General features: G+C 62.9%; 15 protein-coding genes and 1 other RNA gene. 6 read left to right on the top strand and 10 right to left on the bottom strand.

The genetic code is table 11. The features are described from left to right. Positions 1-50 precede the first annotated feature (50 nt). The 6 genes from AC1DKY_RS13625 to ssrA form a co-directional block, all read right to left on the bottom strand. Positions 51-1,217, bottom strand: coding sequence for an acyltransferase family protein (locus AC1DKY_RS13625; protein ID WP_441604122.1), 1,167 nt, complete (start codon positions 1,215-1,217; stop codon positions 51-53). A gap of 104 nt (positions 1,218-1,321) precedes the next feature. Continuing rightward, on the bottom strand, positions 1,322-2,050 hold the full coding sequence (locus AC1DKY_RS13630) for a LytR/AlgR family response regulator transcription factor (RefSeq protein WP_441604123.1): 729 nt from the start codon (positions 2,048-2,050) through the stop codon (positions 1,322-1,324). Between the two features lie 8 nt (positions 2,051-2,058). Continuing rightward, positions 2,059-3,165 (bottom strand): sensor histidine kinase, encoded by a 1,107-nt coding sequence (locus AC1DKY_RS13635; protein ID WP_441604124.1) that lies wholly within the window; start codon positions 3,163-3,165, stop codon positions 2,059-2,061. A 158-nt stretch (positions 3,166-3,323) separates the two neighbouring features. Beyond that, positions 3,324-4,247: a hypothetical protein gene (locus tag AC1DKY_RS13640; protein WP_441604164.1), complete on the bottom strand. Its 924-nt coding sequence runs from the start codon at positions 4,245-4,247 to the stop codon at positions 3,324-3,326. Between the two features lie 423 nt (positions 4,248-4,670). Then, entirely contained in the window at positions 4,671-5,003 is a 333-nt protein-coding gene (locus AC1DKY_RS13645; protein WP_441604125.1) for a hypothetical protein, read from the bottom strand. Positions 5,004-5,096: 93 nt separating this feature from the next. Next, positions 5,097-5,448, bottom strand: a transfer-messenger RNA (tmRNA) gene (gene ssrA / locus AC1DKY_RS13650). Positions 5,449-5,557: 109 nt separating this feature from the next. Between ssrA and AC1DKY_RS13655 the strand changes: the two genes are divergently transcribed. Next, positions 5,558-6,070, top strand: coding sequence for a GNAT family N-acetyltransferase (locus AC1DKY_RS13655; protein WP_441604126.1), 513 nt, complete (start codon positions 5,558-5,560; stop codon positions 6,068-6,070). Here AC1DKY_RS13655 and smpB read toward each other — a convergent pair. After that, on the bottom strand, positions 6,062-6,553 hold the full coding sequence (gene smpB, locus AC1DKY_RS13660; protein WP_441604127.1) for an SsrA-binding protein SmpB: 492 nt from the start codon (positions 6,551-6,553) through the stop codon (positions 6,062-6,064). The two genes, AC1DKY_RS13655 and smpB, sit on opposite strands and share 9 nt — an antisense overlap. Positions 6,554-6,635: 82 nt before the next feature. Between smpB and AC1DKY_RS13665 the strand changes: the two genes are divergently transcribed. After that, complete coding sequence (locus AC1DKY_RS13665) at positions 6,636-7,067, top strand: type II toxin-antitoxin system RatA family toxin (RefSeq protein WP_441604128.1); 432 nt, start codon at positions 6,636-6,638, stop codon at positions 7,065-7,067. Then, a complete protein-coding gene (locus AC1DKY_RS13670) occupies positions 7,060-7,341 on the top strand; it encodes an RnfH family protein (RefSeq protein WP_441604129.1) in 282 nt (93 codons plus the stop codon). The genes AC1DKY_RS13665 and AC1DKY_RS13670 overlap by 8 nt, the downstream gene beginning before the upstream one ends. Positions 7,342-7,357: 16 nt before the next feature. On the opposite strand, the gene AC1DKY_RS13675 is transcribed toward AC1DKY_RS13670, so the two are convergent. Further along, on the bottom strand, positions 7,358-7,816 hold the full coding sequence (locus AC1DKY_RS13675) for an outer membrane protein assembly factor BamE (protein WP_441604130.1): 459 nt from the start codon (positions 7,814-7,816) through the stop codon (positions 7,358-7,360). 76 nt (positions 7,817-7,892) lie between these two features. Here AC1DKY_RS13675 and fur point away from each other — a divergent pair, with 76 nt between their 5' ends. Next, positions 7,893-8,309 (top strand): ferric iron uptake transcriptional regulator, encoded by a 417-nt coding sequence (fur, locus tag AC1DKY_RS13680; protein ID WP_109127012.1) that lies wholly within the window; start codon positions 7,893-7,895, stop codon positions 8,307-8,309. Between the two features lie 345 nt (positions 8,310-8,654). Here fur and AC1DKY_RS13685 read toward each other — a convergent pair whose 3' ends face one another. Beyond that, positions 8,655-10,250 (bottom strand): MASE1 domain-containing sensor histidine kinase, encoded by a 1,596-nt coding sequence (locus tag AC1DKY_RS13685; protein WP_441604131.1) that lies wholly within the window; start codon positions 10,248-10,250, stop codon positions 8,655-8,657. Between the two features lie 115 nt (positions 10,251-10,365). Between AC1DKY_RS13685 and AC1DKY_RS13690 the strand changes: the two genes are divergently transcribed. Then, positions 10,366-11,001, top strand: coding sequence for a response regulator transcription factor (locus tag AC1DKY_RS13690; RefSeq protein ID WP_046970299.1), 636 nt, complete (start codon positions 10,366-10,368; stop codon positions 10,999-11,001). 304 nt (positions 11,002-11,305) lie between these two features. Here AC1DKY_RS13690 and recN read toward each other — a convergent pair whose 3' ends face one another. Further along, on the bottom strand, positions 11,306-12,976 hold the full coding sequence (gene recN / locus AC1DKY_RS13695) for a DNA repair protein RecN (RefSeq protein WP_441604132.1): 1,671 nt from the start codon (positions 12,974-12,976) through the stop codon (positions 11,306-11,308). Between the two features lie 193 nt (positions 12,977-13,169). On the opposite strand from recN, the gene hrcA reads away from it, so the two are divergent. Continuing rightward, complete coding sequence (gene hrcA / locus AC1DKY_RS13700) at positions 13,170-14,222, top strand: heat-inducible transcriptional repressor HrcA (protein ID WP_441604133.1); 1,053 nt, start codon at positions 13,170-13,172, stop codon at positions 14,220-14,222. The last annotated feature ends 61 nt before the right edge of the window (positions 14,223-14,283 follow it).

Below are 14,283 nucleotides of genomic sequence, written 5' to 3' on the forward strand. Positions count from 1 at the left end.
GATCGCCCGCCTTCGATCTGAGAAGTGAACCTGCCCCTTTTCCTGGTTGCCTACTGCATATCATCACCTGTCGCACGCCGCGCCAGTGCCGGACCAAGGCCAGCACCTCCATCTTGAGCTTTCATTCCGAAGACGAGACACAGGGCCGTAAACCGCCGGATACATCCCTGGTAAAGGGCAACACACGCGCTGATGCTGAGGACCAGGATCACGAGGTACTTTATCCACGGCGTCCACGAGTACGGGATGACGTAGTACCCAATGACGACGATCACCGTCTGATGCAGGATGTAAATGGGGTAGCTGGCCTCTCTCGCCCAGATAAGCAACGGATTTGCGAACGACAGGTAACGATAGCCGTAACCCAGGAAAACCATTATCCAAAGCCAGGTGAAGATGTTGGCACCGATCCCGTCGGCCGCCGATCCGTGTTGGATAACACCGGTGTTGAATAACGCTAGCAGAGCAATGAAAGACCCGAGTCCTGCGATTAGCGACCACTTGCGAAATTCAGACAGCCACTTCCAGATGCCGGGCACAGCTGCCATGACGTAGCCATAGGCAGTCAGCAGCAAGTAGTGATTGAAAATGTACCAATCGCTGACGAGGTTATGCGTCTCTGGAAACCACGGTTTCAGCAGAGCTTCGTTGATGCCAAGAGGAAGACCCAGCAAACACAACCACGCGCCTGGTGTTGCGCGAGGCTGGGCTCGGCGCCACCAGAGCATCGCGGGCAGCAGCAACAGGACGTACGAATAAAGATAGAGGATGAACCAAAGGTGATGCCAGCTGAAATCTCCCGCTGGATAGGGGATGAACTGCAGCACTCGCGAGGCATAGAACGCCAGGTAGCTCCCGTGCCATTGCCCGCGAAGTAGTCGCTCGTAGTAGATCTGCGGCGGTACGACCAGGAACACGCCAACGACCAGGGGCAAAAGTAGCTTGATCGTCCGCTCCTGCAGAAACCGCGCTGTCGTGCGACGCTGAAGTGCGAACCACATGCCCGCGCCGGCAATGACAAACAGCAGCGGCATGCGCAGGCGATGTGCGATGTCCATGGGCCACTCAAGAGAGGGTATGGTCTGACTGTTGACGATATGCCAGCCCCAGCCGACGAAGATCATTCCCGTGTGGAAGAAGAACAGCACGAAGATGGCAAGGACTCTCAGCCAGTCCAGAAAATCGTAACGCTGCTTCCAGTCGTCGGTTCTGCGCATGTGTCCAGCCTCCTGTGTTGGCGATAGCAGGAAGACTGATCGACCAGTGATCGACTGACAGCTGATCAGGGGCGAACGGAGATGTGGGTGTGGTGAGCGGAACCTTACCGCCCCATGCGGGCGAACAAGGCTGCTCGGAAACGTCGGCTTAGCCGAAGAGTGCGGCCATTGCGAAGATGGACTTCGTAGTCACCCTTGAAGAGCGGGGTGAGCGATTGGATGCAACCGAGGTTCACCGCCGTCGATCTGTGGATCCGTACGAAGCGTTGCTCTCCCAGCTGGGACAGCAAATCCTGCAAGGTCCTTCGCAGCAAGTAAGTACGGCCAGCGGTATGCACTTGAACATAATTGTCGTCGGCCTCAAGCCATTCGACGGAAGCAGCATCGATCAGCTGAAGTCGTTCGCGATCGGGCACCAGCAGTCGCTCACAAGAAGTGGCTTGTGCTCGTCCAGTCGCCACGGCACTGGCGCCGGTCTCATGGGACCGTACGCGCTCCCTGACGCGCTGCAGGGTGCGCGTGAACCTCTCTTGGTCATAGGGCTTGAGCAGGTAATCGACGGCATCGAGGTCGAACGCGCTCACCGCATGCTCGTCATAAGCGGTCACGAAGACAATCAGTGGTGCGCGCGATGGTTCGAGCTGTGCCGCCACCTGGAGTCCAGACAGCGTGGGCATTTGGATATCGAGAAAGGCTACGTCCGGGCGAGACTGCTCAATGCAGTGCGCCGCTGACAAGCCGTCCTCGACCGATCCAACCACGGCCATATCCGGTTGATCCGCCAACCAGCGTTCGAGCTTTTCGCGAGCCGGCGCTTCGTCGTCGGCAATCATGGCGCGTATCATGGAAGGGCGCCCGTCAGAGGGATCAAGACGCGCGCGGCGACGCCGGCACCCTCATTGCGAACCAGCAGCGATGCCGAGTTTCCGTAAATGATGCTCAGCCGCTCCCGGCAGTTGCGAAATCCGACCCCGTCGCGATGCTCGGGAGCCAGCAGGGAGCCGGAGTTGCTCACGACGATTTCGAGCGAGCCGTTTTCGCCTCGTGCACTGATTTGGATACGTACCCGTGCCACGGTGCGCTCGACTCCATGCTTGAACACATTCTCAAGCAGCGGCTGCAGCAGCAGGGCCGGTACGGGGGCGTCGAGCAGCGCGTCATCGGTCTGCCAGCTCAGTTCCACGCGATCTCTGAATCGCTCGCCCATGATGTTGGCGTATAGCTCGAGCGTCCGAAGTTCTTCGGCAAGCGTCGTCATCTCGTTCTCGGTTGACCGAAGGCTGATGCGCAGCAGATCTCCGAGCGCTGCCACCAACCGGTCGGCTCGTGCCACGTCGGTATACATCAGGGCAGAGACGGTATTGAGCGCATTGAACAAAAAGTGCGGCCTCAATTGACCCTGAAGTTGGGCAAGCTGCGCCTCGGCCAACGCTTTCTGTGTTTGCAGCAAACGGTGTCGATGGAGTTGCCACTGCGCATAGGAATCCATGCCGAACAAGATCCCGAGCCACAATCCCGCAAAGATCGTCAGCTTGAAACTCTCGTACACGACGACAAAGCCCCAGCCGGGGTGCTCGTAGGTACGGCCCACGAGGGCGTATGCGCCGTGTCGTATCGCGTAAACCGCCGCCAGCCACGTAATCACGACCAGTGGCAACCATCGCAAATAGCAGCCGAACCAGCTCAAGGGCCTGTCCAGATAAGACGCATAACGTCCACGTACACGCACTGCCAGCATCATCCATGCGGTCGCGACCAGCGCTGAACTTCCCTCCCACAGGACTGGCTCCCACCACCGGATAAGCGGGCTACGGAGCGCGTCCTGGAGGGAGACGCTGATCATGAGCAGCCAGAACGCTGCCCACAATGCTGCCAAGGATTTCGGAGCAAACGACGCGTTGCAGCCGCTGTGATTGGACACCGAGGGAAGAGGCGAGAGTACGTTCATGCGTTCGAGTGTAGCCACACCCGTGGCGACGAACGTGGCCTATGTGGCGAGCGGGGCCTGTGCGGGGTGAAGCGGATACTGGCGGGTCAATGAGCGTCGCACTGCCGACACCTTGATGTCGGCGTGAGTGCATCTGACCTCGGCTCTGGCGACAGTTTTCAGTGCGCACCCGGGCCCGTGGCATCCGCTGGCACCGCCGCTTCAGCCGCCGCACGCTTTGGCGTATCGAGCGGGCACCAGGTCTTGAGCCGCTTGCCCGCACGATACAAATCGATGCATTCACGCATCTCGGCCTTGAAGGCCAGATCAGGCGTATTGATGGGGCAGCCGCTCGACAACGGTTCGCCTGCCTTGTACTCGTCAATACAGCTCGACAGCGGCGGTACCTTCGGCGGATTGGGATTGTCGGCCAATGGTGCTGGCGGCAGGTTGAGGCGCTCATCGCGATCCTTGGACGAGGCGGGCGGCGGAGGTGCGCCGCAAAGCAGGTTGGTAGCCGTGCTGCTCTTGGTGGGATCGCACACGCTTTTGGCAACTTCCTTGATCACATCGCCGATATGGCGTCCCACTGCGCCACCGGCGGTCTCGTTCGGGGGCGGGAAGTATTTTTCGAAACGGGTGGCCTTGTAGTGCATGTGGTTGCTGTCGTGCTGCATGATCTGGCGATCGTCCGCAGGCTTGGGCGGTTCGGGGTTAGTGCTTGCTGTAGTCGAAGCAGCATCCGTCGTGGATGGCAGGTGCACTGAACCATCCTTCGCGAACAAACTTGTGGCGGACGGCGTCGCTACGGATGTCGTCGGCGCAGGAGCTGCCGAATGATCCTGCACGACCATGGCGTCACGACGGGGCTTTTCGTGGGTGATCGGAGGAATGCGGGCAGCCAGCTCCGGCTTCGGCGGCGCCAACTTTTCGGGCTGTGCGGGTGGCGCTGGTGGCTGCGCGGCGGGCGGCTTTTTGGAAGGCTCAATCAGACGCACAATCAGCGCCTGGTCGTTATCGACATTCACCACCGCAGGATGCTGCGGCTTGGGCTGCATCTCGAGCCACAGTGCCAGCGCGAACAGCGCGTGCAGCACGCACACCAAAGTCAACGCCAGCACCAGCGTCGGGCGCGTTAGCGGCGGCTGTCGCCAACGTTTGCGACCAAGGGTCTCACGCGTTTCGCTGTCGAGTAATGCCAGGCCGCGCGCACTATCCCCCTCCTGTCGATGTCGGACCTGCCCGGAACGCTTCATCAAACCCCACTACGCCAATGATCGACACGAAACATGCGCGTGCCGTCGGCGCGTGTTGCGACAAGCCAGATTAGACAGGTAGTTTCAATCAGGGTTCCCTCTCATCCGCATCAAAAAAAGCGCAAGAAAGAGCGGGGCGCGTGCAGTTCGACGGAATCATCCCTCCGCAAAGAAAAAAGCCCGGCAATCACTCGCTGGGCTGTTCGTCATGGGTAGCCATTGAAGGTGGAACCAGAGCGCTCTGCTTGATTGATAGGCTGACCAGTAACGTTAGCTCCTGCTCCCCATCCACGCGTAAAACGCAAGCGCCACCAGGAACATCAGCAACGCCAATGCACTGAAGAACGTGGCAACGACCCGCCACAGCGAAGCGTCTGCCGCGCCCACGGCCTCTTCTCTCTTCCAGCAGGTCCTGACCAGGTAGCCGCAGAAGACCATCAACAGGACGTAGAGGCCGATGGAACCGATGTTCGATTGCAGGAGTTGGGGCAGGTGCCCATCCTGGGTGACCGCGATCAGGGTGAGGGTGGCGGTGCAGAACATGACGGCGGAAACGACCACCTTTCCCAGGGTACGCACGCGCAGGTCAGTGGCCATCGTCATGGATGCACCTCGACTCGTTGGGTTGGGACGGCATGAATATACGTCGCCCGCCAACAAAAAAGCCCGGCGATCACTCGCCGGGCCTTTCCGTATTGGTGGAGGTGGCGGGAGTCGAACCCGCGTCCGAAGGCGTTTGACGCCCGGTACTACATGCTTAGCTCGCCGTTAGATCTCATCCCGCGACAGCACAGCGTGCGAAGCGCATCGAAGGACCAGCCTGCTTGATTTAGCCCTTACCGACAGGCGGCAGCTTCGGGCGATCTCGTGATAATGACCCTACATCCACGAGCACGAGCACAAGTGGGTTCGGGGCTAGGCCTTAAGCGGCCAGAGCGTAGTTGTCGTCGTTGGCAACTATAAGTTTGCGGCTGGATTAACGAGGAAAGCTGCCCCCTCGGCATGCACCAAGCTATCTCACTACCCCCGTCGAAGCCATGACACCCCCGGGGAAACTGAAACAGTAACTGGTCAGCCAGTATATGTAGGCAGAAGGCATTTCTACAAGCTGGCACGACGCCGCTATGGTTTGCCCCTCACCACCCAAAGGAACGGCCATGGTCCGGATACGTCAGGCGGTGCTGCACGATGCAGGTGTGTTGACGGATTTGCGTTGCGCCTTTCTGGAGGAAGAGCTCAAGCAGCAGCTGCCGGAGGGCTTTGCCGATCACTTGCGCGGGTGGATCGAAGAAGCCATGCCCGAGGGCAGGCTGCTGGCCTGGCTGGCCGAGGTGGAAGGGCGGGTGGCCGGGTGCGTGATGGTGCACCCGTATACGCATCTGCCATCGGCGTATTTCCGCCAGGGCGTGGGCTGGTATGTGCTGAACATGTTCGTCAAGCACACTCATCGTCGCCAGGGCCTGGCTACTGCCTTGCTCGCCGCAGTGGGTGCGACGGCAAGAGAGCAGGACATCGACTCGCTCAATCTGCACTCCACGGGCGCCGCGCACTGCATCTATGAGCGCTTTGGCTTTGGCACCTCGGTGGATGCCATGAACATGTCGCTGCGCAAAGATGTGGTGGGACTTTCCGAAGGCGAGCCGGGCTCGTGGCGGAGGATGTCAGGCTAGCTTGTTGTGCGAACGCATGGTGCGCTGCTTTTCGCGCTGCCAGTCGCGTTCCTTTTCCGCATCGCGCTTGTCGTGCGCCTGCTTGCCTTTGGCCAGGCCGATTTCCACCTTGACCTTGTTGCCCTTCCAATACAGGGCCATGGGGATAAGGGTGTAACCCTTGCGCTCGACCGCGCCGATCAGAGTGTCGATTTCCTCGCGATGCAGCAGCACTTTGCGCGTGCGGCGATCGTTCGCCACCACGTGCGTGGATGCGCTGATCAGCGGCGGAATCGAGCAGCCCACCAGGAAAATCTCGCTGCGCAACACCACCGCATAGCTGTCGCCGAAGTTGATGCGGCCGGCGCGCAGCGATTTGACTTCCCAGCCTTGCAGCTCGAGTCCCGCCTCGAAGCGTTGGTCGATGTGGTACTCGTGGCGTGCGCGTTTGTTCAGCGCAATGGTGCCGCCCGAGCTTTTGTCTTTGTCCTTAGGCTTGGCCATGTCCGTTAAACTTCGGGCTCATTGCCCTGATGATGGTCCCGTCCGTGGAGGGACTGAAGATGATGCTCAAGAAGAGGCTGAAGTGATCGAGATCCGCCGCAGCGCCCTGGTGCGATATTCGCCGGACCAGATGTTCGATCTGGTCAATGACGTTGAAGCATACCCAAAGCGCTTCCCCTGGTGTGTCGACGCTCAGGTGCTGGAGCGTGGCGAGGATGTGCTGGTGGCGCGGCTGGATCTCAAGTACATGGGGTTTCGCCAGAGCTTTACCACGCGCAATTCCACCGTGCGCCCCAGTCGTCTGCATATGAGCCTGGTCGATGGACCGTTCCGCAGCCTGGATGGGCTTTGGGAGTTCATCGCGCTGGGCGACGCCGGTTGCAAGATCTCGTTCGCGCTGGATTTCGATTACGCGGGCAAGCTCGGTGGCGCGGCGATCAAACTGGGTTTTCAGGGGCTGGCCAGCCGCATGGTGGACGATTTCTGCCGCGAGGCGGAGCGCACCTATGGCTGAGCAGGTCACCGTCGAGGTGGTCTTTGCCGAACCCTCGCGCCGCTGGCTGCGCAAGGTGAGCTTGCCCTCGGGCAGTACCGTGGCGCAGGCCATCGAAGCTTCGGGCATCGTCCAGGACATTCCGGGACTGGTCGTGGATCCGGCCCGACTGGGCATTTTTTCCCGCAAGGTGGGACCGGAGCACGTGGTGGGCGAGGGCGACCGGGTGGAAATCTACCGGCCGCTCACCATCGATCCGAAAGAAGCACGCCGGCGCCGCGCCCACGAGGGCTGACGCCGGCCGGCGGGTCTTAGTGACCGTCGTTGCCGCCGTTGTTGCCGCCGCCGTCGCCGCCCTTGTCGCCACCGCCGGTCGACTTGTCGCCCTTGGTTTCGTCCACTGGGTAGCTGGCGTGGTACTTCTTGGTGTCGTTGACCAGCTTCTGCGCGTCTTCGGCGAAGAAGTCGCCCTCGGTGCGCACCAGCACGTCGTTATTGAAGGTGAGCTTGAGCGAGCGCACCTTGATGTCGCCACCGCGGTGCTGCTGGGTGGAGACGTAATTCCATTCGTTCTGGCTGAAGGGCGAGTTGACCGAGGGCGAACCCATCAGCACCAGCACCTGGCGCTTGGTCATGCCGGGCTGCAGCTGATCCACGGTTTTCTTGTCGAGCAGGTTGCCCTGTTGCACGTCGGGGGTATAGATAAGACGGCAGCTGGCCAGCGAAAGGGCCAGCATGGCAAAACCCAGCGTGCGAATCAGCTTATGCATGCGTGTTGCGTCCGGATCGTAAAGGTGTCGGATGATACACTAACGGCCTCGTGGCGCCGTGTGCGTGGAGTTTGCTATGGAACAGGAAACGAAAGAACTGCGCAAAGCCGGGCTCAAGGTGACCCACCCCCGCATGCGTATTCTGCAGATCTTCGAGGATGAGGAAGCTCACCATCTCACCGCCGAAGACATCTACAAACGCCTGCTGGCCCACCAGGAAGACATCGGCCTGGCCACCGTCTACCGGGTGCTGACCCAGTTCGAGGCGGCCGGCATCGTCGTCAAGCACAACTTCGAGGGCGGGCAGGCCGTCTACGAGCTGGACCGCGGCAAGCATCATGACCACATGATCGATGTGGACAGCGGAAAGGTCATCGAGTTCGTGAGCGAGGAGATCGAGCGCCTGCAGGCCGAGATCGCCGCCCGCCACGGCTACGTGATCGAGGATCACAGCCTGGTGCTGTACGTGCGCCCCAAGAAGGGCAGCAAGTAAGCCAAGGCGTGCGGTGTCCGGAAGGCCGGTGACGGAGACGTTGCCGGCCTTTTTCGTGGCCGGTCGGCAAGATACAAAACCTTCGCCCATAAAAAAAGCCGCGGGAGGACTCCTGTCCGCCCGGCGGCTTATCCGATACCGGATGGCTCCTAGGAGGGCGAGTTGCTCGCGCGTCCCGGTTTTGCCACCGATTTCGGCGGAACGGCATCCTGCCGTTCTTCATGCCCACCGTCCCCACGGTTGGCATGGCTCACCATCTTGCGATGGTGGCTCCCCCACATCGATGAATCCAGCGTAACGAACCCTTCACACCTCGGGTATCGGAAAATTTCCTATGTAACGATCCTAAGTGCGAGCTACGTCACCAGTTTGTGTGTTGCTGCGCAACAATATTCGAAGATGAACGCCCTGGGCCTCAGGCCGGACCCGGAACAGCCCACCCAGTGAAGTCACCCGGTCGCGCATGCCCTGCATGCCCCGACCGCCCCGCGGCATGCGGGCCGGCAGGCCGATCCCGTTGTCCCGGATGTCCAGCAGGGCCAGTGCCACGCCCTGGCGCTCGCCGATGCGCAGGCGCAGCTGGAAGGTGTCCGCATGGGCGTGCTTCACGGCATTGGTGGCGCTTTCCTGCACCAGGCGATAGACCACGGTGCGGGTGTCGTCGTCGAGCAGGCGCGGGTCGCCGTGCAGTTCGGTGCGATAGGCCACGCCGGCGGCGTTGAGCAGGTCGCGGATCGGGCCTTCGTCCAGCGCGCGCAACAGGCCGAATTCGTCGAGCACGGCGGGCCGTAGATCGTCCAGCAGACGGTGCAGGGCGCGACGCATATGGCCGAGGATGGCGTTGATCGACACGCCGATATCGTCCATGCCCGCTTGCGCCAGCCGCGATTGCGCCAGCTTGAGGTGCGTCTGGATGGCCGTGAGGTTCTGGCCCAGCTCGTCGTGCAGCTCGGCGGCCATGTGGCGGCGCTGGTTTTCTTCGGTACGCAGGTTGCCGCGGGCGGCGTCGCGCAGCTGCCGTGCGAGGTGATCCAGGCGGCGGTTCACGGCGGCGAGATAGACGTTCTGCTCCGCCACCCGCTCGCTGCTGCGGCGTAGCGCATCGGTCGCCGAGCCGAGCATCAGCGCGCCGGTGCCGGCCACCGCCAGGAATAGTTCGCCGGGTGCGCCGGGCGAGCCATGACCGGAGAGGTGATCGACCAGCGTCATGCCCAGGCTCGAAATCAGCATGGCCAGGCTGGCGCCGCGCCAGCCATGGCGGAACGCAAAGAACAGCACCGGCGCCAGCGACAGCACGCGTGCGAACTGCGGCTGCGGTGCCGCGTGCGAGGACAGCACCAGCAGGATGGCCAGCGAGGGCAGCAGCACCAGCAGGCCGTCCATCAACAGGCGCCCCAGGCCGCGCTTGTCGAGCCGAGCCCGCAGCAGCATCACCAGCAGCGGCACCACCAGCAGCACGCCGACGTAGTTGCCCAGCAGGTCCTGGCCCAACGCCTGCATCATCAGCTCGGTGGTGGGGCTGGCATGGACCAAGGCCATCAGCACCGCATCCGTCGCCGTGGTGGCTGCCACGGTGAAGGCCGCTGACAGCAGCAGGCGGGCCACGTCTTCGGGATCGCGCAGGCTGGCGTGCAGGTTCGCGCGTCGCATCAGCCACAGGCAGGTGGCGACGACGAGGGGCTCGGGCAATTCACCGAGCAGGAAACCATGCCAACCCATCGGCTGCGGGTGGACATAGGAAATCAGCCCGCTGGCGGCAAACTCCGCGCCGAGCAGCCAAGGCCACATGCGCATGGGCGCCAGCAGCAGTGCGCCGAAACGCAGGCCGTAGGGAAGCATCCAATAGGGTTGCTCGGTGGGCCACAGCAGCAGCCAGAGCAGCAGATAGCCGATGCCGAGCAAGAGGCTGGAACCGGGCAGCACGGGGTGTTTAGGTCGCATGCGGTCGATGTTACATGGCGTCGGGAGGGCGTCTAGGCGGCCACCGGCGTGCTTTTGGCCGGTCGCATGCGCAGGGTGATCGTCAACCGCCCCGCAGGCTGCTATACATGCGTTCATGTACAGCATTGTCCTGGTCGATGACCATGCCATTGTCCGCGAGGGGTTCAAGCGGCTGATCGAATTGGAACCGGATCTGGAGGTCGTGGCGGAATGCCGCTGCGCCGACGATGCGGTCGAAGCGGTCGGCACCTGTCGTCCCCATCTCGTGGCACTCGATCTCTCGCTGCCCGATGGCAGCGGGCTGCCGTTGATCGAGCATCTGCGCAGCGTCGCCGTGGACACCCGCATCGTGGTGCTGAGCATGCACGACGGCGAGCCCTATGTATCCGAAGCCCTACGTCGCGGCGCGAGCGGCTACGTCACCAAGGGCGTGGCCCCCGAAGAACTGGTCGCCGGCCTGCGTGCGGTGATGCAGGGAGAGTGTTTTCTCAGCTCCGACCTGCGCAAGCGTCGCGCCGAGCGGCCGAGCGAATCGCGCGATCCCATCCATCGATTGACGGCACGCGAGCGTGAAGTCTTCCTGTTGCTGGCCGCAGGTCGCGCACCCAAGCAGGTGGCCGGTGAGTTGGGCATCGGCCAGAAGACCGTCTACATCCACCGCGCCAGTTTGATGGGCAAGCTCGGCGCCGGTTCGGAATTGGATCTCTATCGCATGGCCGCCGAACGCGGGTTGTTGCCGCGCAAGAACTGATTCCACAGGACCATCGCGATTTTGATTTTTGTAGGAGCGCACTTGTGCGCGACCACCTACGGAGCGACAACGACGCGACGCTTTTGATTGTTGTAGGAGCGCACTTGTGCGCGACCACCGACGGAGCGTCAACGACGCGACGCTGCGGTCGCGCACAAGTGCGCTCCCACAAGGGTTTCCAGCACCTGCGCCCATGTTGATTTTGTGGGAGCGCACCCTGTGCGCGACAAACCTACGGAGCGCTAACGACCCGACGCCGCAGTCGCGCACAGGGTGCGCTCCCACAGGTGTACGCGCAACCTGATTAAACCTGCGCCCGCTCCAACATCTGCTTCGCATGCGCCCGCGTTTCACGAGTGATCTCCACACCGCCCAGCATGCGCGCGAGCTCATCGCGGCGACCATTGGCATCGAGCTTCTCGATACGCGTACGCGTCGACTCGCCATCGCTGTCCTTGCTCACGCGCAGATGCGCATGGCCTTGCGCAGCGACCTGCGGCAGATGGGTGACGCACAGCACCTGCCGTTGCGCGCCGAGCGCGCGCAGCTTCTGCCCCACCACTTCGGCCACGGCGCCGCCGATGCCGGTATCCACTTCGTCGAACACCATGGTGCCGACGGTGTCCTTGCCCAGTGTGGCCACTTCGATGGCGAGGCTGATGCGCGCCAGCTCGCCGCCCGAGGCCACCTTGCGCAGCGCGCGCGGCGGCTGGCCGGGGTTGGCGCTGACCAGCAGTTCGCAACGTTCGCGGCCCTGCACATCGGGATCACCTTCGTTGGTCGCTTCCAGCTCCACCACCAGGCGACCGCCGCTCATGCCCAGCTCGCCCATCAGGATGCTGACTTCACCGCCCAGGCGCTCGGCGGCCTGCTGGCGTGCCTGGCTGAGTTGGCCGGCTTGTTCGTCGTATTGCTGCTGCAGGCGCGTGCGCTGCTTGGCCAGTTTTTCCAAAGCATCGCCGGCGCCTTCCAGTTCGCTCAGCTCAATGCGCAGCGTGCCGGCCTTGTCGTGCAACTCGGCAACCGTTACGCGATGGCGGCGCGACAGTTCGTGCAGACGCGTGAGATGCGTATCCACTTCCGCATAGCGGTTGGGATCGAGATCGACGTCGAGCGCATAACGGCCCAGGCCATCGGCTGCTTCGCTGAGCTGGATGGAGGCGTTGTCCAGCAGCTCCAGCAGCGGGGCCAGGCGATCGTCCAGCGCGGCGAGCTTGCTCATTTCCAGCTGAGCGCGGCCGAGCGCACGACGCAGCGCGAATTCGCTCTCGCCATCGAGCAGTTCCACCACGCCGCCGGCGCCTTCGGCCAGGCGGCCGGCATTGGCCAGGCGTTTGTGGCTGGCTTCCAGCTCGGCCAGATCGTCCGGCGGCAGCGCCCACTTTTCCAGTTCGCCCAGTTCGTGGCTGAGCAGTTCGATGCGTTGCTCGCGGTCGTCGCCGCCACTGAGCTTGCGGATGCGGTTGCCGAGCTCGCGCCATTGCTGCGCCAGCTCACGTACCTGCGCCACCAGGGCTTCATTGCCCGCATAAGCGTCGAGCAGCTCCATCTGATGGGCGCGCGAGAGCAGGGCCTGGTGCTCGTGCTGGCCGTGGATTTCCACCAGCAGCGTGGCCAGCTCGCCGAGCTGGCTGGCATTGGCCGGACGGCCGTTGATCCAGGCGCGCGAGCTGCCCTCGGCGCGGATCACGCGGCGCAGCTGGCAGCTGTCTTCGTCGTCCAGTTCCTCCCGGCTCAGCCAGGCGCGGGCTTCGGGCAGGTTCGTCAGGTCGAACTCGGCGGTGAGTTCGGCGCGGTCGCTGCCGGCACGGACCATGCCGCTGTCGGCGCGCGCGCCGGCCAGCAGCATCAGCGCGTCCACCAGCAGGGATTTGCCGGCGCCCGTCTCGCCGCTGACCACGGTAAGGCCGGGGCCGAAGGCGATCTCGGCTTCTTCGACGACGGCAAAATGACGAACGTAGAGCGAGGTGAGCATGGGTGGCGGCTTGGTGAAGTCGGGGGATTGTAAGGGGATGGGGCCGGGGAGCGGGTAGTGGGGGCGCGCACTTCGGCGTCCGGCAGATCACCGGCATCGGTTTTTGCACCCTCGCGACCGATCCCCCATCCCCGTTTCTTGCAAACTTTCCCGCAAGACCTTATTTCTTGTGTGTCTCACGAAGCGATACAGCATGCCAGCCGCCCCTCTCGATGCCCGCGCACGACGCCTCTTGCGCACATTGATCGCCCAGTACCTCGCCGATGGCGAGCCTGTCGGCTCGCGCACGCTTTCGCGTTCGTCCGGCCTGGACGTCAGCCCGGCCACCATCCGCAACATCATGGCCGACCTGGAAGAGGCGGGCCTGGTCGCTTCGCCGCATACCTCGGCCGGCCGCGTGCCTACGCCGCGTGGCCTGCGCCTGTTCGTGGACAGCCTGATCGAACTGCAGCCGCTGCCGCAGGACGAGATGGCCCGCCTGCGCCGCGAGCTGCCGCCGGGCCCCACCACCACCCGCGACCTGCTGGGCAATGTGTCGACGCTTCTTTCGGCCATGACGCAGTTCGCCGGCGTGGTCACCGTGCCGCGCCAGGCGGATTTCCCGTTGCGCCACATCGATTTCGTGGCCCTGCCGGACGCCCGCGTGCTGGTGATCCTGGTGTTCTCGGACAACCAGGTACAGAACCGCATTGTGCAGCTGGCCAAGCCGCTGGACGCGCGCGAGCTGGAGCACGCCGCCAACTACCTCAATACCCAGTTCGCCGGCCTGCGCCTGGACGATATCCGCGCCCATCTGCTGCGCGAGTTGCGCGAGACCAGCGGCGAACTCAACCGCCTGATGTCCAGCGCGGTGGAACTGGCCGCGGCCTCGTTCGCACCCCAGACCGAAAGCGACGACGTGCTGGTCAGCGGCCAGACCAACTTGATGGGTTATTCGGAACTAGCGAACTTAGAGCGCCTGCGCGAGCTGTTCGAGGCCTTCCAGCAGAAAAACGAGCTGCTGCAGCTGATGGAAGTGTGTGCCAAGGCCCCCGGCGTGCGGCTGTTTATTGGCGAAGAATCGGGTTTTGCCGCACTTGATGGTTGCAGTGTGGTCACGGCCAGCTATGGTGCGCAGGGTCGCGTGCTGGGCGCGGTGGGGGTCATCGGACCCACCCGCATGGCCTATGAACGGGTGATTCCCGTGGTACAAGCCACGGCCGGATTGCTTAGCGACGCCTTGAATCGCGTCGCTACGACCTTATAACCCGCTCGGGAGGCGGGGTTTTACCCGCAAGTGTTTGACGGTTGGTGCGCGATGCACCGGC

It is taken from the genome of Dyella sp. 01N448, from assembly GCF_056399225.1.

Bases quoted from the DNA above. Each gene is read 5' to 3' on its own strand.
- AC1DKY_RS13625 (WP_441604122.1), bottom strand. From the start codon at position 1,217: ATGCGCAGAACCGACGACTGGAAGCAGCGTTACGATTTTCTGGACTGG.
- AC1DKY_RS13630 (WP_441604123.1), bottom strand. From the start codon at position 2,050: ATGATTGCCGACGACGAAGCGCCGGCTCGCGAAAAGCTCGAACGCTGG.
- AC1DKY_RS13635 (WP_441604124.1), bottom strand. From the start codon at position 3,165: ATGAACGTACTCTCGCCTCTTCCCTCGGTGTCCAATCACAGCGGCTGC.
- AC1DKY_RS13645 (WP_441604125.1), bottom strand. From the start codon at position 5,003: ATGACGATGGCCACTGACCTGCGCGTGCGTACCCTGGGAAAGGTGGTC.
- AC1DKY_RS13655 (WP_441604126.1), top strand. From the start codon at position 5,558: ATGGTCCGGATACGTCAGGCGGTGCTGCACGATGCAGGTGTGTTGACG.
- smpB (WP_441604127.1), bottom strand. From the start codon at position 6,553: ATGGCCAAGCCTAAGGACAAAGACAAAAGCTCGGGCGGCACCATTGCG.
- AC1DKY_RS13670 (WP_441604129.1), top strand. From the start codon at position 7,060: ATGGCTGAGCAGGTCACCGTCGAGGTGGTCTTTGCCGAACCCTCGCGC.
- AC1DKY_RS13675 (WP_441604130.1), bottom strand. From the start codon at position 7,816: ATGCATAAGCTGATTCGCACGCTGGGTTTTGCCATGCTGGCCCTTTCG.
- fur (WP_109127012.1), top strand. From the start codon at position 7,893: ATGGAACAGGAAACGAAAGAACTGCGCAAAGCCGGGCTCAAGGTGACC.
- AC1DKY_RS13685 (WP_441604131.1), bottom strand. From the start codon at position 10,250: ATGCGACCTAAACACCCCGTGCTGCCCGGTTCCAGCCTCTTGCTCGGC.
- AC1DKY_RS13690 (WP_046970299.1), top strand. From the start codon at position 10,366: ATGTACAGCATTGTCCTGGTCGATGACCATGCCATTGTCCGCGAGGGG.
- recN (WP_441604132.1), bottom strand. From the start codon at position 12,976: ATGCTCACCTCGCTCTACGTTCGTCATTTTGCCGTCGTCGAAGAAGCC.
- hrcA (WP_441604133.1), top strand. From the start codon at position 13,170: ATGCCAGCCGCCCCTCTCGATGCCCGCGCACGACGCCTCTTGCGCACA.